This is a genomic window from Nonomuraea terrae (genome assembly GCF_044465245.1).
GTDB lineage: Bacteria > Actinomycetota > Actinomycetes > Streptosporangiales > Streptosporangiaceae > Nonomuraea > Nonomuraea terrae.
Map to the genome: position 1 here is coordinate 263,317 of NZ_JBITLL010000001.1, position 17,942 is coordinate 281,258.

21 protein-coding genes are annotated in these 17,942 nt (G+C 71.6%); 15 read left to right on the forward strand and 6 right to left on the reverse strand.

Annotation, left to right across the window (positions count from 1 at the left end):
* Positions 1–3: 3 nt before the first annotated feature.
* Entirely contained in the window at positions 4–1,014 is a 1,011-nt protein-coding gene (locus tag ACIBP6_RS01235; protein WP_397047580.1) for an NAD(P)H-dependent glycerol-3-phosphate dehydrogenase, read from the forward strand.
* A gap of 79 nt (positions 1,015–1,093) precedes the next feature.
* Positions 1,094–2,188: a D-alanine--D-alanine ligase family protein gene (locus tag ACIBP6_RS01240; RefSeq protein ID WP_397047582.1), complete on the forward strand. Its 1,095-nt coding sequence runs from the start codon at positions 1,094–1,096 to the stop codon at positions 2,186–2,188.
* Here ACIBP6_RS01240 and ACIBP6_RS01245 read toward each other — a convergent pair.
* Both ACIBP6_RS01245 and ACIBP6_RS01250 read right to left on the reverse strand, forming a co-directional pair.
* Positions 2,171–2,599, reverse strand: coding sequence for a DUF3515 domain-containing protein (locus tag ACIBP6_RS01245; RefSeq protein WP_397047584.1), 429 nt, complete (start codon positions 2,597–2,599; stop codon positions 2,171–2,173). The two genes, ACIBP6_RS01240 and ACIBP6_RS01245, sit on opposite strands and share 18 nt — an antisense overlap.
* A gap of 11 nt (positions 2,600–2,610) precedes the next feature.
* Complete coding sequence (locus ACIBP6_RS01250) at positions 2,611–2,844, reverse strand: Lrp/AsnC family transcriptional regulator (RefSeq protein ID WP_132621248.1); 234 nt, start codon at positions 2,842–2,844, stop codon at positions 2,611–2,613.
* 48 nt (positions 2,845–2,892) lie between these two features.
* On the opposite strand from ACIBP6_RS01250, the gene ACIBP6_RS01255 reads away from it, so the two are divergent.
* The 3 genes from ACIBP6_RS01255 (at position 2,893) to thiD (ending at position 6,454) form a co-directional block, all read left to right on the forward strand.
* The gene (locus ACIBP6_RS01255; RefSeq protein ID WP_397047587.1) at positions 2,893–3,861 is read left to right on the forward strand and encodes a thiamine-phosphate kinase; all 969 of its coding nucleotides are present in this window, start codon (positions 2,893–2,895) and stop codon (positions 3,859–3,861) included.
* A 125-nt stretch (positions 3,862–3,986) separates the two neighbouring features.
* Positions 3,987–5,642 carry a hypothetical protein gene (locus ACIBP6_RS01260; protein ID WP_397047589.1) on the forward strand — a complete coding sequence of 552 codons (1,656 nt, stop codon included), beginning with the start codon at positions 3,987–3,989 and terminating at the stop codon, positions 5,640–5,642.
* 8 nt (positions 5,643–5,650) lie between these two features.
* Complete coding sequence (gene thiD / locus ACIBP6_RS01265; RefSeq protein ID WP_397047591.1) at positions 5,651–6,454, forward strand: bifunctional hydroxymethylpyrimidine kinase/phosphomethylpyrimidine kinase; 804 nt, start codon at positions 5,651–5,653, stop codon at positions 6,452–6,454.
* Between the two features lie 60 nt (positions 6,455–6,514).
* Here thiD and rpmB read toward each other — a convergent pair whose 3' ends face one another.
* Complete coding sequence (gene rpmB, locus ACIBP6_RS01270; RefSeq protein WP_043618345.1) at positions 6,515–6,700, reverse strand: 50S ribosomal protein L28; 186 nt, start codon at positions 6,698–6,700, stop codon at positions 6,515–6,517.
* Positions 6,701–6,963: 263 nt separating this feature from the next.
* Here rpmB and recG point away from each other — a divergent pair, with 263 nt between their 5' ends.
* The 7 genes from recG to mutM all read left to right on the forward strand — a co-directional run bounded on the left by recG (position 6,964) and on the right by mutM (position 13,208).
* Positions 6,964–9,150, forward strand: a complete 2,187-nt coding sequence (gene recG / locus ACIBP6_RS01275) for an ATP-dependent DNA helicase RecG (RefSeq protein WP_397047593.1) — start codon at positions 6,964–6,966, stop codon at positions 9,148–9,150.
* A 325-nt stretch (positions 9,151–9,475) separates the two neighbouring features.
* Positions 9,476–10,042 carry a 16S rRNA (guanine(966)-N(2))-methyltransferase RsmD gene (gene rsmD / locus ACIBP6_RS01280; RefSeq protein WP_397047595.1) on the forward strand — a complete coding sequence of 189 codons (567 nt, stop codon included), beginning with the start codon at positions 9,476–9,478 and terminating at the stop codon, positions 10,040–10,042.
* A gap of 14 nt (positions 10,043–10,056) precedes the next feature.
* On the forward strand, positions 10,057–10,533 hold the full coding sequence (coaD, locus tag ACIBP6_RS01285; protein ID WP_397047597.1) for a pantetheine-phosphate adenylyltransferase: 477 nt from the start codon (positions 10,057–10,059) through the stop codon (positions 10,531–10,533).
* Between the two features lie 53 nt (positions 10,534–10,586).
* Positions 10,587–11,156: a YceD family protein gene (locus ACIBP6_RS01290; protein ID WP_397047599.1), complete on the forward strand. Its 570-nt coding sequence runs from the start codon at positions 10,587–10,589 to the stop codon at positions 11,154–11,156.
* Position 11,157: 1 nt separating this feature from the next.
* Entirely contained in the window at positions 11,158–11,337 is a 180-nt protein-coding gene (gene rpmF / locus ACIBP6_RS01295) for a 50S ribosomal protein L32 (RefSeq protein WP_033409409.1), read from the forward strand.
* A gap of 215 nt (positions 11,338–11,552) precedes the next feature.
* Positions 11,553–12,272 (forward strand): ribonuclease III, encoded by a 720-nt coding sequence (gene rnc, locus ACIBP6_RS01300; protein ID WP_132621260.1) that lies wholly within the window; start codon positions 11,553–11,555, stop codon positions 12,270–12,272.
* Between the two features lie 90 nt (positions 12,273–12,362).
* Positions 12,363–13,208: a bifunctional DNA-formamidopyrimidine glycosylase/DNA-(apurinic or apyrimidinic site) lyase gene (gene mutM, locus ACIBP6_RS01305; protein ID WP_397047601.1), complete on the forward strand. Its 846-nt coding sequence runs from the start codon at positions 12,363–12,365 to the stop codon at positions 13,206–13,208.
* Here the strand turns inward: mutM and ACIBP6_RS01310 are convergent.
* Complete coding sequence (locus ACIBP6_RS01310) at positions 13,156–14,322, reverse strand: MFS transporter (protein WP_397047603.1); 1,167 nt, start codon at positions 14,320–14,322, stop codon at positions 13,156–13,158. The two genes, mutM and ACIBP6_RS01310, sit on opposite strands and share 53 nt — an antisense overlap.
* Before the next feature lie 91 nt (positions 14,323–14,413).
* Here ACIBP6_RS01310 and ACIBP6_RS01315 point away from each other — a divergent pair, with 91 nt between their 5' ends.
* Entirely contained in the window at positions 14,414–15,310 is an 897-nt protein-coding gene (locus tag ACIBP6_RS01315) for a LysR family transcriptional regulator (protein WP_397047605.1), read from the forward strand.
* Positions 15,311–15,345: 35 nt separating this feature from the next.
* Here the strand turns inward: ACIBP6_RS01315 and ACIBP6_RS01320 are convergent, their stop codons facing one another.
* Together ACIBP6_RS01320 and ACIBP6_RS01325 are read right to left on the reverse strand one after the other, a co-directional pair.
* Positions 15,346–15,882: a dihydrofolate reductase family protein gene (locus tag ACIBP6_RS01320; RefSeq protein ID WP_397047606.1), complete on the reverse strand. Its 537-nt coding sequence runs from the start codon at positions 15,880–15,882 to the stop codon at positions 15,346–15,348.
* Positions 15,883–16,170: 288 nt separating this feature from the next.
* The gene (locus ACIBP6_RS01325) at positions 16,171–16,329 is read right to left on the reverse strand and encodes a hypothetical protein (RefSeq protein ID WP_397047608.1); all 159 of its coding nucleotides are present in this window, start codon (positions 16,327–16,329) and stop codon (positions 16,171–16,173) included.
* A gap of 797 nt (positions 16,330–17,126) precedes the next feature.
* Here ACIBP6_RS01325 and ACIBP6_RS01330 point away from each other — a divergent pair.
* A complete protein-coding gene (locus ACIBP6_RS01330) occupies positions 17,127–17,414 on the forward strand; it encodes an acylphosphatase (RefSeq protein WP_132620460.1) in 288 nt (95 codons plus the stop codon).
* A gap of 191 nt (positions 17,415–17,605) precedes the next feature.
* On the forward strand, positions 17,606–17,800 hold the full coding sequence (locus ACIBP6_RS01335; protein ID WP_043618321.1) for a hypothetical protein: 195 nt from the start codon (positions 17,606–17,608) through the stop codon (positions 17,798–17,800).
* Positions 17,801–17,942 lie beyond the last annotated feature (142 nt).

Below are 17,942 nucleotides of genomic sequence, written 5' to 3' on the forward strand. Positions count from 1 at the left end.
GGCATGACGAAGGTGGCCGTGTTCGGAACGGGCTCGTGGGGCACCACGTTCGCGATGATCCTGGCGGAGGCCGGCAACGAGGTCACGCTCTGGGGCCGCCGGCGCGAGCTGGTCGAGGTGATCGACCGCGACCACGTCAACCCCGACTACCTGCCCGGTGTGCCGCTGCCGCCCACGCTGCGGGCCACGACCGACCCCGAGCGGGCGCTCGCCGGAGCGGACTTCGTGGTGCTGGCCGTGCCGTCGCAGCGGCTGCGCCCCAACCTGGCGGCCTGGCGGCCGTACATCCCGCCGAAGGCCGTGCTGGTCAGCCTGATGAAGGGCATCGAGCTCGGCACGACCAAGCGCATGAGCGAGGTGATCCTGGAGGTCGCCGAGGTGCCCGAGGAGCGGGTCGCGGTCGTCTCCGGGCCCAACCTGGCCCAGGAGCTCGCCCACCGCCAGCCCGCCGCCACCGTGGTCGCCTGCACCGACATCGCGGTCGCCGAGCGTTTCCAGGCCATCTGCCACCTGCCGCCGTGGTTTCGCCCGTACACCAATCCCGACGTCGTCGGGGTCGAGCTGGGCGGCGCGGTGAAGAACGTGATCGCGCTGGCCGTGGGCGTCTCGGCGGGCATGGGCATGGGCGACAACGTCAGCGCCATGCTCATCACCAGGGGCCTGGCCGAGATCTCCCGGCTGGGTGCGGCGCTCGGGGCCGACCCCCACACGTTCGCGGGCCTGGCCGGCATGGGCGACCTCGTGGCGACGTGCACGTCACCGCTGTCGCGCAACCGTACGTTCGGGGAGAACCTCGGCAGGGGCATGACGCTCGACGAGGTCGTCGCGGCCACCAAGCAGACCGCCGAGGGAGTGAAGTCCTGCGAGTCGGTGCTGGAGCTGGCCAGGAAACACGACGTCGAGATGCCGATCACCGAGGTCGTCGTCGGGGTGGTCCACGACGGCATGTCGCCGTCCGAGGCCGGCATGCTGCTCATGTCCCGCTCGCCGAAACCCGAGAGGTACGGCGTCTGACCCGCTCTGCCTGCGGAAGTATCGCAATACGGCGTGCTCGTCTCGCCGTGCCAGGGCCGTCCCGGTAGATTCGGACACCATGAGCAAGCCACGTGTCGCCGTCGTTTTCGGGGGTCGCAATTCCGAGCACGCCGTGTCCCTGATGGGTGCGGGCAGCGTGCTGGACGCGATCGACAGGACCAAGTACGAGGTGATCCCCATCGGGATCGCCCAGGACGGCAGGTGGGTGCTGGCCGCTTCCGACCAGCGGTACGCCATCGAGGGCGGTGAGCTCCCCGCCGTCGACACCAGCGGCGCGGCGCTGGCACTCCCCACGGACGGCAGCTCGCTGGTGGCCTACGACCCCGGCAGCATCCCCGTGGAGCTCGGCTCCGTCGACGTGGTCTTCCCCGTGATGCACGGGCCGTTCGCCGAGGACGGCACGATCCAGGGCTTGCTCGAGATGGCCGGCGTACGGTATGTCGGCTCCGGCGTGCTGGCCAGCGCCGTGGGCATGGACAAGGCGTACATGAAGACCGTGCTGGCCGCCGCCGGGCTGCCGACGGGCGCTTACGTCGTCGTCCGCGACCGCGACTGGCGGCTCAACCGCGAGTGCGTGCTCAAGGAGGCCGAGCAGCTCGGCTACCCGGTGTTCGTCAAGCCGGCCAGGGCGGGCTCGTCGCAGGGCATCTCCAAGGCCCACGACCGGGCGAGCCTGGAGGCGGCCGTGGAGTTCGCCCGTCAACACGACCCCAAGGTGCTCATCGAGGCCGCCATCGCCGGCCGTGAGATCGAGTGCGCGGTGCTGCAGTCGCTCGGCGACGAGCCGGCCGCCGCGTCGCTGCCCGGCGAGGTGCGGGTCGAGGGCGGCCAGGAGTTCTTCGACTTCGAGGCGAAGTACTACCCCGACCAGATGTCGCTCACCGTGCCCGCCGACATCCCGCAGGAGACCGGCGAGGAGCTGCGGGCGATGGCCGTGCGGGCGTTCGAGGCCCTGGAGTGCGAGGGGCTCGCGCGGGTCGACTTCTTCTACACGCCCGACGGCATGCTGATCCTCAACGAGATCAACACCATGCCCGGCTTCACGTCGCTGTCGGTGGCGCCGCAGCTGTGGGCGGCCTCCGGGCTGTCGTACCCGGCGCTGGTCGACCGGCTCGTCCAGCTCGCCCTGTCGCGCTCACCCGGGCTGCGCTGAGACCTGGGCGATCGGCTTCGACAGGTCGGCCAGCACCTCCGCGGCCACGTGCTCGCCACCGACCGTGACCTCGATGTAGGCCGGATCGGTCACGGCGGTGAACAACGTGGGCCTGTCGGGATCGGCGAACCAGCCCACGCCGCCGATCTCCTGGAGCTGGTCGGTGGGTGCCATCCTGGCCGGGCGGGGCACGCCGCAGCGCAGCGCGATGGCGCCGGAGCCCCAGACGGCGACGTACGGCGACTCGGGCTCCGAGGGGCTTCGCTCGTCGCCGTCGAGCGTCTCGGGCAGCAAGGTGGCGAGCTTGGCGCAGGCCGCCACCGCCTCGCCCTGCGGGACGGGCGGCTCGACGCGTACGGTGCCGCAACCGGCGAGCGTCAGGAGCATGAGCAGCGCGGCTGCGGCACGCATGCGAACGACCTTCAGATGTGAACGATCGGACACGTAAGAGTACGTGTGATGCCCTGCACGGCCTGGATCTGGGCGACGACGAGTTTGCCCAGCTCGTCGACGTTGTTGGCCTCAGCGCGCACGATCACGTCGTAGGGCCCCGTCACGTCCTCGGCCTGGGTCACCCCGGGGATCCCGGCGATCTCCTGGGCCACGGCGGCAGCCTTGCCGACCTCGGTCTGGATAAGGATGTAGGCCTGCACCATCACGTCCTCCCCGGGCGATTGGATCACGCCGAAGGGCCACCGTACCCTGTGTGCGTCAGGAGGTGCGCCATCACAGTCGGAGATCTCGGCGAATTCGGTGTGGTAAATCGTATTACCGCACGTCTGCCCCAGGGAGCGGCGGTAATCCTCGGCCCCGGAGACGACGCCGCCGTCATGAGCGCGCCCGACGGGCGTGTGGTCGTCTCGACGGACCTGCTGCTGGAGGGCAGGCACTTCCGCCGTGACTGGTCCGGCGGGTACGACGTGGGCCGCAAGGCCGCCGCTCAGAACCTCGCCGACATCGCCGCCATGGGCGCGACGCCGACGTCCATCGTGGTGGGGCTCGGCATTCCGGCCGACCTGCCCCTCGACTGGCTCGACGCGCTGACCGACGGGTTCCGCGACGAGTGCGCGACGGTGGGCGCGAGCGTGGCCGGCGGCGACGTGACCCGCTGTGACCTGGTGGTCCTCGGGGTGACCGCCCTGGGCGACCTGAACGGGCGCGCTCCGGTGCGGCGGTCGGGCGCGCGGCCCGGCCAGGTGGTGGCGGTCGCGGGGCGGCTGGGATACGCCGCCGCCGGGTGGGCCCTGCTGGAGGCGGGCGTCCCGGCCGACGGCCCCGCGCTGAGGGAGGCCGTGGCGGGCCATCGCCGGCCCTGCCCTCCGTACGCGATGGGGCCCGTGGCGGCCGGGCTGGGCGCCACGGCGATGCTGGACGTCAGCGACGGGCTGCTGCAGGACCTCGGCCACGTCGCCGAGGCCAGCCGGGTTCGGGTCGAGCTCGATCCTGAGGCGTTCGCCGTGGCGGAGCCGGTGGCGGCGGCGGCCAAGGAGCTCGGGGCCGATCCGCTGGAGTGGGTGCTCACCGGAGGCGAGGACCACGCGCTGGCCGCGGTGTTCCCCGCCGACGTGCGTCTTCCCGCGGCGTGGCGGGTCGTGGGGCGGGTGAGCGAGGGCGAGGGTGTCGTGGTGCGCGGCCGGGAGGTCGGGCGGCGCGGGTGGGATCACTTTCAGTGATGTGTTGTCCCGATTTGAGTGATAATTTCCCGATTTGGGGTAGCACTGCCGGGATTATTGTGACAGCGGCGTAGTAAAGGTGTTATGAAGATTGGCGGCCACGGTAACCGGAAGAAAGGGCAACCATGGGCCGCCGTCACGGCAGAGGTGGATCCGACGACGGGGACGAGTGGGGGAAGAGCGCATTCTGGGGTCCTGACGAGCAGGCCGAGCCGCCGGGCTGGCCGTCGCTGCCGGACCAGCCCGAGGTGACGGGCCAGTGGGCCCCCATGCCCCGGCGCGCCGACGCGCCGCAGTCCCCGCCGCAGTCGGAGCCGTACGAGACCACCGGCGCCTTCGCGCTGCCCGGTGATCCCGCCTTCCCCCCGGCCGGCGGTGCGGGAGGCTTCCCTCCGGGAGTGCCGGAGGGGGCCGGGCCTTTCGAGACGACCGGCGCCTTCGCCCGCCCGCCGGAGTGGGACGCGCCGCTGAACCAGCCCTCCGGTCCGCCCGACCGTTCCGGCCCGTCCACGGGCCCCTTCGACAGGTCTTTCGACGGGCCGGACACCGGGGACTTCTTCCCCGTGTCCGCCGACCGGACGGCCGTCTTCGGCGGCGGCGCTGACGGGAGGGACACGTTCGACGGCGACCGCACCGCCAGGTTCGACGCGCCATCCGAGCAAGGCGACCGTACGGCCAGATTCGACGCGCCGCCCGAGCTTGGCGACGGTACGGCCAGGTTCGACGCGCCGTACGGCGGGCCGCCCGAGCCCGGCGACGTCAAGGTGGCCGGCTCGCCGACGCCCGCACCGGCCCCGGCCTGGGCGAACGCCGAGACCGGCTTCCTCGACTCCGGCTGGTCGGGAGACTCCGGCCACGACGAGCCCAGGAGCCGCCGCGGCCGCCGCAAACGCGGCGACGACGACGTGCTGGCCGCCCCGGAGGGCGCCGGCAAGGGCCGGATGGCGCTGCTGTCCGTGGCCGCCGTCGCCGTCGTGCTGGGCGGCACCGTGGCGGGCGTCTCGTTCATCAGCTCGCCGGGCGACCCGGCCGCGTGTGAGGGCACGTCCTGCGCGGCCGTGCAGGAATCCGCCGGACAGCCGGCTCCCGAGGTCGCCGACCCGGACGAGGAGGAGTCCGAGACGGTGCCGGACGAGGAGCCCGTGCAGGACGAGGAGTCCGCCGCGCCCGAGACCCCCACGCCGACCGCCGCCTCGAACGTCAGCCCCCCGCGCCGCACGGCCTCGGCCGCGCCCACGAGGACGAAGGCCCAGAGCCCGTCGGGCGCCACGCAGGACGAGCCGCCCCCCGACGTGCCGGTCGAGGAGGTGGAGGAGACGCCGGAGACGCCGAGGCAGGAGGTCTCCGTGCTGGACGACGCCGTCACCGACACGCTTCCGAGAGCCGAGCGCGCGCCTACGCCCGCCGACACGGGAACGCCGGACCTGCCGCAACCCCAGCAGTCACAACAACAGCCACGGCAGCCGCAGGAGCTGGCGCCCGGCGGCTCCGTCGACGTCGAGCAGTCCATCAGCCAGCGCCCGGCCTCGTACAAGGCCGAGCTGACGGTCTCGAACACCTCCGCGAGGACGCTGCAGAGCGCCACGGTCTCCATGCCGGTGAACGGCAGGGTCGTGGACGTGGACGGCGCCGGCTGGACGCAGGACGGTGACCTGCTGATCCTCGACGTGGAGACCCCGCTGCCGGCCGGGCAGTCGGTGGACGTGTCGTTCACGGCGCTCGGCAAGGGCGCCAAGGCGCAGAACTGCGGGCTCGTCACCGGGGAGTGCGCCGTCACCTGAATGGTTGGATGGGGGACATGACGGTTTCGACCCCTCCACGTGTGCTGACCGTCGCCGGCTCCGACTCCGGCGGCGGCGCGGGCATCCAGGCCGATCTGAAGACGATGCTCGCCATGGGCGTCCACGGCATGAGCGTCATCGCCGCGGTGACGGCCCAGAACTCACTCGGCGTCCAGGGCTATTGGGAGCTGCCGCCCGAGGCCGTACAGGCTCAGCTCGACTCCGTGCTCGGCGACATCGGGGCGCAGGCGGTGAAGACCGGCATGCTGGCCTCGCCCGCGCTGGTGGAGACGGTGGCGCGGGTGCTCGGCCGGTACGCCGCGCCGCTCGTCGTGGACCCCGTCGGGGTCTCCAAGCACGGCGACTCGCTGCTCGCACCCGAGGCCGTCGAGACGATGCGGAGCAGGCTGCTGCCCGTGGCCACCGTGGTGACCCCGAACCTGTGGGAGGTGGAGCAGCTCACCTCCGTGAAGGTGGAGGACGAGAGCGGGCTCAGGAGGGCGGCGGACGCCGTCCTGGAGCTCGGCCCCACCTGGGCGCTGATCAAGGGCGGCCACCTGCCGGGAGCGCCGGTGGACCTGCTCACCGACGGCACCGACGAATACCGCTTCACCGCCGAGCGCCTGGACAACCGCCACACCCACGGCACGGGCTGCACGCTCGCCTCGGCCATCGCCTCCCGCCTCGCCCTGGGCGACGACGTGCCGGCAGCGGTGGGCGCGGCCAAGGAGTACGTGACGGGCGCCATCGCCCGCGGCTTCCCCCTCGGCTCCGGCATCGGCCCCGTGGACCACGCCTGGCGCTGGCGCTGACCCCGGACACAGCGAAAGCCCGCCGCTCCCCAGGAGTGGCGGGCTTCGCGGACGTGGAATTTAGCGGGTGACCTTGCCCGCCTTGATGCACGACGTGCACACGTTCAGCTTCTTCGGCGTGCCACCGACGACCGCACGAACCGTCTGAATGTTGGGGTTCCAACGACGGCGGGTGCGGCGGTGGGAGTGGGACACGTTGTTGCCGAACGTCGGCCCCTTGCGGCAGACATCGCAGACGGAAGCCACGGTATCGCTCCTTAAAACAGTCGATGTAGCCCTGTCCGCTGATGTTTCCGGGCGGAGGGCATGCCGGGACAACCGGCTAGCCAGACGAGAATATCCGATCCACACCTGTGGACGCGAACCAGAGCATCTGGACCGGACCAGGACGTCGGTATTCTCCAGCGGCAACGCTAGCGCATCCGGGGAGTCCTGGACGCCCCGCCCGGCGACGCCCCGGCGGCGTCATCGAGGATTCCTGTCGGCCGCAGGCGGTAGAACTAAATGCCGTGAGCCGTTTCGACGAGCCTCTGACGAAGGCGCTCGACCCGAAGACCGCCAAGCTGCTGCACAGCGTGCTCGACCTGGAGACGGTCGGCGACCTGCTGCGCCACTACCCGCGCCGCTACGCCGAGCGCGGCGAGCTGACCACGCTCGACGCGCTGGAGGTCGACGAGCACGTCACCGTGGTCGGCGAGGTCAGCAGGCTGATGCGCAAGCCCATGCGCAACCGCGGCGGCACGTGGCTGGAGGCCGAGGTCGTCGACGGCAACGGCAACCGGCTCTACCTGGCGTTCTTCGGCAAGGGCTCCCACGCGGCCGAGTCGCGGCTCAAGCCGGGCCGGCGCGGCATGTTCGCCGGCAAGGTCGGGCTGTTCGGCTCGCGCGGCAAGCCCCGCTGGCAGCTCGCCCACCCGGAGTTCGAGCTGTTCGAGGAGAGCGAGGCGAGCGCCGAGGAGTTCGCGGCGGCGCCGGTGCCGATCTACCCGGCCGGCAAAGACCTGACGCCGTGGGCGATCAGGCGCGCTGTCGGTGTGGTCCTCGACACACTCGGGCCGCTCGACGACCCGCTGCCCGCCGCCCTGCGGGCCCGTCACGGCCTGCAGGATCTGGGCGAGGCGCTGGTCGCCATCCACCGGCCGAAGGATTTCGCCGAGGTGGGCCGGGCGCGCCAGCGGCTGAAGTTCGACGAGGCGTTCGTGCTGCAGTCCGTGCTGCTGCAGCGGCGCCAGGCCGCGACCGCCTGGCCGGCCAAGCCGCGGCCGATGCGTTCCGACGGCATGCTCTCCGACTTCGACGGGCGGCTGCCGTTCGCGCTCACCGAGGGGCAGGCCGCGGTCGGCGAGGAGATCGCCGCCGACCTGGCGCTCGAACACCCGATGCACCGCCTGCTGCAGGGCGAGGTCGGCGCGGGCAAGACCGTGGTGGCGCTGCGCGCGATGCTCCAGGTGGTCGACGCAGGGGGCCAGGCCGCGCTGCTCGCCCCCACCGAGGTGCTGGCCCAGCAGCACCACCGCTCGATCAGCGCCATGCTCGGAGACCTGGCGCAGGGCGGGATGTTCGGCGGCACCGCGGTCACGCTGCTGACCGGCTCGATGGGCGCCGCCGCCCGCCGCGCGGCCCTGCTCGACGTGGCCTCCGGCACGGCCGGCATCGTCGTCGGCACCCACGCCCTGCTGCAGGAGCACGTCCAGTTCGCCGATCTGGGGCTGGTCGTGGTCGACGAGCAGCACCGCTTCGGCGTCGAGCAGCGCGACGCCCTGCGCGAGAAGGCCGGTCAGTCCCGTCCCCACGTCCTCGTCATGACGGCCACCCCGATCCCGCGCACGGTCGCCATGACCGTCTTCGGCGACCTGGAGGTCTCGACGCTGTCGCAGCTGCCGTCGGGCCGGGCGCCCATCACGACCCACGTCGTCCCGGCCGCCGAGAAGCCGCACTACCTGGAGCGCACGTGGCAGCGGGTGCGCGAGGAGGTGGCGCTGGGCCGTCAGGCGTACATCGTGTGCCCGCGCATCGGCGATCTGGAGGGCGACGAGGGCGACCTGCAGGTCGCGGAAGCGGGCGCCTCCGGCGACGAGCGACGGCCGCCGCTCGCCGTCCTCGACGTGGCCGACCTGCTCGCCCAGGGCCCCTTCCACGACCTGCGCATGGGCACGCTGCACGGCAAGCTGCCGCCCGAGGAGAAGGACGCCGTCATGCGGGCGTTCACGCGGGGTGAGATCGACGTGCTGGTGGCCACCACGGTCATCGAGGTCGGGGTCGACGTGCCCAACTCCTCCGTCATGATCATCATGGACGCCGACCGCTTCGGCGTCTCCCAGCTCCACCAGCTCCGTGGCCGCGTCGGCCGGGGCGGGCTGCCGGGCCTGTGCCTGCTGGTCAGCGACTTTCCCGAGGGCACCCCGGCCCGCGCCCGGCTCGACGCGGTGGCGGCCACCCTCGACGGGTTCGAGCTGTCGCGGGTGGACCTGGAGCAGCGGCGCGAGGGCGACGTGCTGGGTGCGGCGCAGTCGGGCAAGCGGTCGTCGCTGAAGCTGCTGCAGCTGCTGCGCGACGAAGAGGTGATCGCCACGGCCCGCGAGGAGGCGGCGAGGCTGCTGGAGAGCGATCCCGAGCTGCGGGCGCACGACGCGCTGCGCGCCGAGATCGACCGGCTGCTGGCCGACGAGCGCGCCGAATACCTGGAGAAGACCTGAAGGCGGCTTGAGGCGAGGGCGCGGGGAGCGCTGAAGGCGAGGGCGCCGGAGAGCCGGCGGAGAGCTGATCGAAAAGACGAACCCAGCCGCGGGGACGGCCTCCCCCCGAATGCCGTCCCCGGCTGGGCCCACCCTCGGGTCAGGTGCCGAGGGAACCGGCGTGCGGAAGGGCTCACGATCACGCCGGTCGGCCTTCACGTGGGTCATCTCGAAGGCCGCAGACTCATCTTGCGTGGCTCACCGGCCGATGTGAATCACCCTTGCGCAGTCGAGGCAGACACTTGTCCACTCTTGACCTGCGTGACCATGCGGAACAATGGGTCACATGACGCGGATCATCGCAGGCGTGGCGGGTGGGCGCCGATTGGCCGTCCCGCCGGGGCGCGGCACGAGACCGACCAGTGACAGGGCCCGGGAAGGCATCTTCTTGACGCTCGACTCCCTGTACGGCCTGCGCGACGCCCGCGTACTCGACCTGTACGCCGGATCGGGCGCGATCGGCCTGGAGGCCCTGTCGCGGGGCGCGGCCGAGGCCGTGCTGGTGGAGTCCGACCCCAAGGCCGTCCGCACGATCAAGGAGAACATCCGGTCGCTCGGCCTCGACGGCGCTCGCCTGGTGGCCGACAAGGTGGAGCGGGTGCTCGGCAAGGAGCCCGAAGAGCCGTACGACATCGTGTTCGCCGATCCGCCGTACGTGATGGCGGACAGCGAGGTCGCGGCGACTTTGGCGCTTTTGCGCGACAACGGTTGGCTGGTTGACGGGGGCTTGGTGGCGTTCGAGAGGGAAAGCAGGGGAATGCCCCTGATGTGGCCTGAAGGGTACGTTGAGGAGAGGGTCCGTCGTTATGGCGAAGCATCCGTTTGGTACGGTCGCGCCGCCGGGAACCCGTAGACCTGGGAGGCGTCTTGCGCCGCGTAGTCTGCCCGGGGTCGTTCGACCCCATCACGAATGGCCACCTCGACATCATCGGCCGAGCCGCACGGCTCTATGACGAGGTGACCGTGGCAGTCCTCATCAACGTCGAGAAAAGCAGTCTGTTCACAGTCGATGAACGGATCGAGGTCCTGCGGACCGTCACCAAGGACTTCCCGAACGTCAACGTACGCAAATTCCACGGCCTTCTCGTCGATTTCTGCAAGCAGAACGACATTCCGGCCATCGTCAAAGGCATCAGGGTCGTCAGCGATTTCGACTACGAGCTCCAGATGGCCCAGCTCAACTACCGTCTGTCGGGCGTGGAGACGTTGTTCATGCCGACCAATCCCGAATACTCTTTCCTGTCCTCCTCGCGGGTGAAGGAGATCGCCCGCTACGGCGGCGACGTCTCGGGACTGGTGCCCGACCTCGTCCACAAGCTGCTCATCGAGCGGCTCAGGGGCTGACCGCGACCTGCTATCCTTTGATTTCGGCCTTGTACGACGGCGAGATTTTCGCCATGCCTAGCGAGAGCAGGATGACTCAGCACCTCGACCCCCGCTCCCCTTGGGTGATCTCCACTCACGACCTGGGAAAGCGGCCGGGCACGATGCGGCAGATGTCCCTGGTCCTCCCGGCACCGGTGGAACTCGGCGTCGACATGATCGGCGTCCCCAAAGACGCCGAAGTCGAGCTGGATCTCCGGCTCGAAGCGGTGATGGAAGGCGTGCTCGTCTCGGGCACGGCGCGGGCCCCCCTCGCGGGGGAGTGCGCGCGGTGCCTCGACCCGGTCTCCTCCGAGATCGAGGTCGGCCTGCAGGAGCTGTTCTTCTACTCCGACGAGGACGCCTCGGAGGAGGATTCACTGCTCGACGGAGAGCTGCTCGACCTCGAGCCGACGTTCCGCGACGCGGTGGTGCTCGCACTGCCGCTGAGCCCCGTCTGCCGTGAAGACTGCGCGGGGCTCTGCGTGGAGTGCGGAGTCAAGCTGGCGGAGGCCGGCGCCGACCACCGGCACGAGAAGATCGACGCCCGCTGGGCGTCGTTGCAAGGTCTGATTACCGACACAGATAACGATCAGGAGAAGTGACGTGGCCGTCCCGAAGCGAAAGATGTCGCGGAGCAACACCCGCGCCCGTCGCTCCCAGTGGAAGACGACTGCCGTCGCCCTGGTGAGCTGCCCGCAGTGCCGGTCGCCCAAGCAGCCGCACATCGCGTGCCCCACCTGCGGCACCTACAACCGTCGTCAGGTCATCGAGCCGTCCGCCTGATCCGCCAGCAGTTGACGTGATGCCGACCGGGTGCCAAAGTGCCTCGGTCGGCGTTACCGTCTCAGATGCGTGCGGCGGCGGTTCGCCCGCGGCCGTGGTGGACGCCGGGGCTACGCGTTACCCCGACGCCCACCACGTTTTCGGGCATCATTCGCAGCCGACGCGCCATGTGAAGATGTCCGAGGAGGAAACACGTGGGCGCAGGTCCTAAGCCGGTGGCCGTGGAGGTCGCCAGAGACGAGCTGGAGCGGGTCCTGTCGGTCGAGCTCGGCCCCGACATCCTGGAGCGGGCGCTGACCCACCGCTCCTACGCGTACGAGAACGGCGGCCTGCCCACCAACGAGCGCCTGGAGTTCCTGGGCGACTCGGTGCTGGGCCTGGTGGTCACCGACACCCTCTACCGCAACCACCCCGACCTGCCGGAAGGCCAGCTCGCGAAGCTGCGTGCCGCCGTGGTCAACATGCGGGCGCTGGCCGACGTGGCCAGGGGGCTCGGGCTGGGCCGGTTCATGCGGCTCGGCAGGGGCGAGGAGGGCACCGGCGGGCGCGACAAGTCGTCGATCCTGGCCGACACCCTTGAGGCGCTCATCGGCGCGATCTACGTCGACAAGGGCCTCGACGAGGCGTTCCGCGTGGTCCACCTGCTGTTCGACCCGCTCATCGTGCGCTCCGCGTCGCTGGGCGCCGGGCTCGACTGGAAGACCTCGCTGCAGGAGCTCACCGCCTCCGAGGCGCTCGGCGTGCCCGAGTACCACGTCGAAGAGAGCGGCCCCGACCACGCCAAGTCGTTCACGGCCATGGTCCGCGTCGGCGGCGAGTCCTACGGCTCGGGCAGCGGCCGCAGCAAGAAAGAGGCCGAGCAGCAGGCGGCCGAGGCGGCCTGGACCCGCATCAGGGCCCGCCGCGAGCAGCGCGAGAGTCAGCCGGCCGGCTGACCGTCCCCGCGGCCGGCGGGCGCCGGCCTGACGGTGAGAAATGGGTGGCCCGGCGGTGAGGCGACCCATGGTGAGAGGGCGAGGTCCGTAGTGCCGGAACTGCCGGAGGTCGAGGTCGTCAGGCGCGGCCTCGCGCAATGGGTGGTCGGCCGTGAGATCGCCGAGGCGGAGGTGCTGCACCCCCGCGCGATCAGGCGTCACCTGTCCGGCGCCGACGAGTTCGCCGCCCGGCTCAAGGGCCGCGTCGTGCTGTCCGCCGAGCGCCGGGGCAAATACCTGTGGCTGCCGCTGTCGGGCGGCGACGAGGCGCTGCTCGCCCACCTGGGGATGAGCGGGCAGCTGCTGGTCGTGGCCCCGGACTCGCCGCCGGAGAAACATCTGCGCGTACGCCTGCGTTTCGCCGACGGCGGCCCCGACCTGAGGTTCGTCGACCAGCGCACGTTCGGCCATGTCATGCTCACCCCGCTGGTCGGTGGCGTGCCGGCGCCGATCGCCCACATCGCCCCCGACCCGTTCGAGGCGGCGTTCGACGAGGCCGAGTTCACCCGCAGGCTCAGGGCCAGGCGCACGGAGATCAAGCGGGCGCTGCTCGACCAGTCGCTGATCAGCGGCGTCGGCAACATCTACGCCGACGAGGCCCTGTGGATCGCCCGGCTGCACTGGTCGCGCCCGACGCAGACGCTCACCCGGCCGAAGGTGGCCGAGCTGGTCGCCGCCGTGCGCACGGTCATGGGGGCGGCGCTGGAGCAGGGCGGCACCTCGTTCGACAGCCTGTACGTCGACGTCAACGGCGAGAGCGGCTACTTCGAGCGCTCGCTGGAGGTGTACGGCCGCCGCGACCTGCCGTGCTCGCGCTGCGGCACGCCGGTCATGCGGGAGGCGTTCATGAACCGGTCGTCCTACTCCTGCCCGCGATGCCAGCGACGGCCGCGCTGAGCGCCGCCAGACCCGCCGCCACCCCCATCACCGCCGAGACGGACACGCCGTCGGCGATCCGGCCTCCGGCGAACGCGCCGAGCGCGATGGAGACGTTGAAGACGCCGACGAACAGCGCCGTGCCCAGCTCGCCGCCGCCCGTCCGCATGATCCACAGCTGCAGGGTCACCCCGATTCCGCCGTAGCCGAGGCCCCACACCATGAGGAGCACCAGGGGCAGGCCGGCGAGCGGGAGCAGCGCGGTGGCCGCCGCCATGAGCACGGCCAGCACGACGAGGGTCGCCCTCGGGTTCCTGGCGGCCCGCGCGCCCGCGGCGAAGTTGCCCGCCACGCCCGCGGCGCCGTACAGGAGGAGGGCGGTGCCGATCAGGGCGGGACCGGCGTGTGAGACCTGCTCCAGGAACGGGCGGACGTAGGTGTAGGCGGCGAAGTGCCCGGAGACGGTCAGGGCCGTCAGGGTGAGGATCACCCTCAGCGGCCCTGAGAGCCACGTGAAGCGCTTTTCCGCCGTTTCCGCAGGCGCGTCACCCGCCGGCTGCCACAGCGGCGGCAGCGTCGCGGCCAGCACTCCGACCAGAAGCAGCGCCAGCACCCCCGCGGCGGCGAACGCGCTGCGCCACCCGGCGTAGGACGAGACGAACGTCGCCGCCGGCACCCCCAGCACCGACGCCACGGACACCCCGCCCAAGATGATCGACGTGGCACGGCCGACGTGGCGCGCGGGGACCAGGCGTTGGCCGAGACCGGCCGCGAAGGCCCAGAAACCGCCGATGCTCACCCCGGTCAGCACGCGGGCGGCCAGCATGACGGCGTGGTTCGGCGCGAGCGCCGCCGCCAGGTTCGCCACGGCCAGCACCGCCATCAGCGCCAGGAGGACCACGCGCCGGTCGAGCCGCCGCGCGGTGACCGCCAGGGCGGGCGCGGCGACGGCGGCGACCAGGCCGGGGGCCGACATGGTCAGCCCGGCCGTACCGGCGGACACGCCGAGGTCGGCGGCGATCGAGGTCAGCAGGCCGACCGGGAGCATCTCGCTGGTCACGATGGCGAACGTGCCCACCGCCACGGAGGCCACGGCGAGCGGGCGCGCCCGTACGGAAACATCAGTGATCGTCATGGCGTCCAGCCTGTTGCGGGGCGTCGGTGGGAACAATGACGAACCCCGAAGGCTTGGTTTAACCGGGCTAAGTGATCGGCCGGAGGGGGTCATGGAGTTCAGGGAACTGGAGTGCTTCGTCGTGCTCAGCGAGGAGCTGCACTTCGCGCGTACGGCGGAGCGCCTCTACCTGTCGCCGGGGAGGGTGAGCCAGCTCATCCGGTCGCTGGAGGCCAGGATCGGCGGGCGGCTCTTCCAGCGCACGAGCAGGCGGGTGCGGCTCACGCCCCTCGGCGAGCGGTTCCTGGCCGACCTGCGCCCCGCGTACGACGGGCTGGAGAGCGCCGTGAGCCGGGCCAGGGCCGCGGCCAGGGAGGTGACCGGCGTGATCAGGGTCGGGTTCCTGGCCACGCCGACCGACGTGGTCACGGGGACCGTACGCGTCTTCGAACGGCGGCATCCGGGGTGCGTGGCCGAGCTGGTGGAGATCCCGCTGTCCGACCCCTTCGGCAAGCTGCGGGCCGGGCAGGTGGACGTCGCGTTCACGCTGCTGCCGGTGGACGAGCCCGATCTCGCCACGGGCGGCGGCCTGAACCGGGTCTCCCACCGGCTCGGCCTCTCCGTGCGCCACCCCCTCGCGGGCCGGGCGCGCATCGGCGCGGAGGAGCTGGCCGGCGTCCCGCTGATCGGGCTGGACGGTCCCGCGCCGCGCTTCTGGCACGAACGGATCGCTCCCTCCGTGACGCCTTCCGGCCGCCCGATTCCCCGGGCCGGCAAGGTGGCCACCACGCAGGAGGGCCTGACCCAGGTGGCGCTCGGCAGGGGCGGCATGGTGTTCTGCACGCCTTCGGCGGACCAGCACGGCCGGTCCGACATCCGCTTCGTGCCCGTCACCGGGCTGCCTCCTTCGATCCTCGGCCTGGCCTGGGTGAAGGCCGCGGAGACGGCCGCGGTGCGGGCCTTCGAGGCGGCGGCGGCCGACCACGCCGCCGAGCCGCGGGCGGCGTGACGACCGACGGGGACGTCGTCTTCACGGCGCTTCGATCACTTGGGTCCGTAGGTCAGGACGACGATGCCGGACTCGAACCGCGTCGTCTCCAGCAGCTTCAGGTGCGTCACGTCCAGGCCGTCCAGGAGCCGGTCTCCGCTTCCCGCGATGGTGGGGAACGTCCAGAAGTGGAACTCGTCCACCAGATCGTGGGCGATCAGCGTGCGGTCGAGCTCGCCGGTGCCGAACTTGAGGATGTTCTCGCCCGGCTGCCGCTTCAGCTCCGCCACCGCCGTCGCGACGTCGCCCTGGATCAGGGTGCCGTTCCAGGCGTCGGCCTCCTTCAGCGTGGTGGACGCCACATACTTCGGCAGGCTGTTGATCCGGTCGGCGTACGGGTCACCTGTCCGCGCCGGCCAGGACTGCGCGAATCCCTGGTACGTCTCACGGCCGAGGAGCAGCGCGTCGGCGGCGAACAGCAGCTTGCCCGCGTACTCGTGGTGCTCCTCGTTCCAGTACGGCGGTCCCCACACGTGCGGCGAGCTGATCACGCCGTCGAGGGTGACGAACGTCGACTCGATCAGTTTCCTCATGGCACATCTCCTTCGGTTGCGTTGTCGAACTGGTGAGCACGACTTTGTCCGAGCCCGCTTACCGATTTCTACTGATCCGCTTACGGTCGCCCGGGCGGGACGAGCTGGGCGACGCGGAGGGCGGCGGCCGGCGCGTCCGGGTCGCCGGTGCGGGTGCAGACCTCGGCCGCGGTGTCGGTGACGGCGGGTCGGCGACGGGACCGCGTACGGCCTCCTCGTGCCGGCGGCCACCGCGGAGGAGGTGCCGGCCCGCCTGGCGGACCCGGTGGCCGCGGCGCGCCGCGCTCGTCACTGCCCACCCCGCCCGACGGTCCCGGCGCCGTCGCGGAGGTCCTGGACCCGGGCGGTCGACCACGCCGACGAGCACGTCATCAAGTCGGCCTCGGGCGGTGCGTAGGCGGAGGAGATCGCCGCGGTGGTCGTCCAGACCGCGGTCAGGCCGGGCATCCACAGCTTCTGGGGCAGCGCGGGCAGGGTGTGGCGGGACCGCGTTCGGCGCGGTGGCGGTGTGCACAAGGGGGACGGGCTGTCCGTGGCCGTGGTCGAGGTGGCGCCGCGTGCCCGTCACCGAGCGCCTCGACGAGGCGATCGAGCGCGCCGAGCCGCTGTGGCGGCCATGGCGGCGGTCCGGCATGCCGATCGCCGCCTGGCTCTCTCCCGCCGCCTCGGCGATCACGCTCGCCTGCGGCCTGCGGCCTGCGGCCTGCGCGGCGACCGGGTGGCCTACCGGCTCCGGCGAGCCCGCGCCGAACGCGCCCTCGGCCCGGGCCCGGCGGCCCGGGCCCGGCCTCCGAAGCCATGATCTTCGCCGCCTTCGTGGACGCTCGCCGCTGTCACAGGGGTGCCGAGGACGTGCCGGTCCTGGTCGCCCGGGCCTTCGCCGGCTCGCCCACGGCCTGACCCGCCGCCTACGCCCGAGCCGCCCGAGCCGCCCGAGCCGCCCGAGCCGCCCGAGCCGCCCGAGCCGCCCGAGCCGGCCGAGCCGGCCGAGCCGAGCCGGCCGTGATGGCCGACGCGGACCGCCACTTGACCGCCGCGGCCGAGACGGCCGGTGAGAACGGCTGGGCGGCCGCCTGCCTGGCGCGTGCGCCGTCGTCGGGGAATGACCCGCACCCTCCGTGACGCCTTCCGGACGGCCGATTCCCGGGCCGGTAAGGTGGCCACGACCCAGGGGGCGCCGGGCGCCTCTTCCGGGATCGAGATCGCGGAGACGGCGGACGGCGTGACGTCCGAAGGAGTTCGAGATGCCTGACGAGAGCGGGGACGTCCGGCTGACCGCCTGGGTGCGGGGCCGGGTCCAGGGCGTGGGCTTCCGGTGGTGGACGCGGGCGCGGGCGCTGGAGCTGGGCCTCGTGGGCTGGGCGCGCAACACCGACGACGGCCGGGTCGAGGTGGTGGCCGAGGGCCCGAGGGAGGCGTGCGTCAAGCTGCTGGAGTCGCTCCGGGGTTGCGACACGCCGGGCAGGGTGGATGGAGTAGTGGAACGTTGGAGCGAAGCCCGAGGTAGTTTGGCCGGTTTTGTAGAGCGGTAGCCGGTTTCGTTAAACAGCCCAAATAGGGTATAGTTGTATGTCGGGAGTGCCCATCAGTAGGGGCTCAGCGGTTCGATCGACTTGACCGCCCACACTGCCGGTGCGACTCTTGTTAGGTACCACGCGCACCCCTCCCGCGGAACAGAAGTGCGCGAACCAGTCTGGTCACTCAGCGTGGAGGACCCTTTACCATGGCGAAGGCTCTACTCGGCCACGTCGGCGGTCCTGACCCTCGAATGGTCTCGGAGATGCGCCGCCTGCAGCAGCGTATCCGGGATCTGGAGGCAGAACTCATCCGACTTCAGGCCACCAATGACGCTCTTGCAGCGCAAACCCGCGACGAGGCGCTAAGCCGCGTGCAGGAGCGCGAGCCGGCACTCACCTGAGAGTGATCGGAGCGCAAGATTCAGGGACGTCTCGAAGAGGCGTCCCTTGTTATTTGCCCCCTTCAGGAAAAACCTGGTCAAGCTGCCGCACGGGCGCGGATGCCCGCGTGGGCTAGCCGGGACCAGTAGTCTTTTCCCTTGT

What these genes read in the sequence shown, in the direction of transcription:
- ACIBP6_RS01310 (WP_397047603.1), bottom strand. Translation starts at nt 14,322, where the DNA reads ATGACGATCACTGATGTTTCCGTACGGGCGCGCCCGCTCGCCGTGGCC.
- ACIBP6_RS01290 (WP_397047599.1), top strand. Translation starts at nt 10,587, where the DNA reads ATGCCTAGCGAGAGCAGGATGACTCAGCACCTCGACCCCCGCTCCCCT.
- ACIBP6_RS01330 (WP_132620460.1), top strand. Translation starts at nt 17,127, where the DNA reads ATGCCTGACGAGAGCGGGGACGTCCGGCTGACCGCCTGGGTGCGGGGC.
- ACIBP6_RS01335 (WP_043618321.1), top strand. Translation starts at nt 17,606, where the DNA reads ATGGCGAAGGCTCTACTCGGCCACGTCGGCGGTCCTGACCCTCGAATG.
- ACIBP6_RS01250 (WP_132621248.1), bottom strand. Translation starts at nt 2,844, where the DNA reads ATGGTGCAGGCCTACATCCTTATCCAGACCGAGGTCGGCAAGGCTGCC.
- ACIBP6_RS01245 (WP_397047584.1), bottom strand. Translation starts at nt 2,599, where the DNA reads ATGCGTGCCGCAGCCGCGCTGCTCATGCTCCTGACGCTCGCCGGTTGC.
- ACIBP6_RS01315 (WP_397047605.1), top strand. Translation starts at nt 14,414, where the DNA reads ATGGAGTTCAGGGAACTGGAGTGCTTCGTCGTGCTCAGCGAGGAGCTG.
- ACIBP6_RS01235 (WP_397047580.1), top strand. Translation starts at nt 4, where the DNA reads ATGACGAAGGTGGCCGTGTTCGGAACGGGCTCGTGGGGCACCACGTTC.
- ACIBP6_RS01320 (WP_397047606.1), bottom strand. Translation starts at nt 15,882, where the DNA reads ATGAGGAAACTGATCGAGTCGACGTTCGTCACCCTCGACGGCGTGATC.
- ACIBP6_RS01260 (WP_397047589.1), top strand. Translation starts at nt 3,987, where the DNA reads ATGGGCCGCCGTCACGGCAGAGGTGGATCCGACGACGGGGACGAGTGG.
- thiD (WP_397047591.1), top strand. Translation starts at nt 5,651, where the DNA reads ATGGGGGACATGACGGTTTCGACCCCTCCACGTGTGCTGACCGTCGCC.
- ACIBP6_RS01325 (WP_397047608.1), bottom strand. Translation starts at nt 16,329, where the DNA reads ATGCCCGGCCTGACCGCGGTCTGGACGACCACCGCGGCGATCTCCTCC.
- ACIBP6_RS01240 (WP_397047582.1), top strand. Translation starts at nt 1,094, where the DNA reads ATGAGCAAGCCACGTGTCGCCGTCGTTTTCGGGGGTCGCAATTCCGAG.
- rsmD (WP_397047595.1), top strand. Translation starts at nt 9,476, where the DNA reads ATGACGCGGATCATCGCAGGCGTGGCGGGTGGGCGCCGATTGGCCGTC.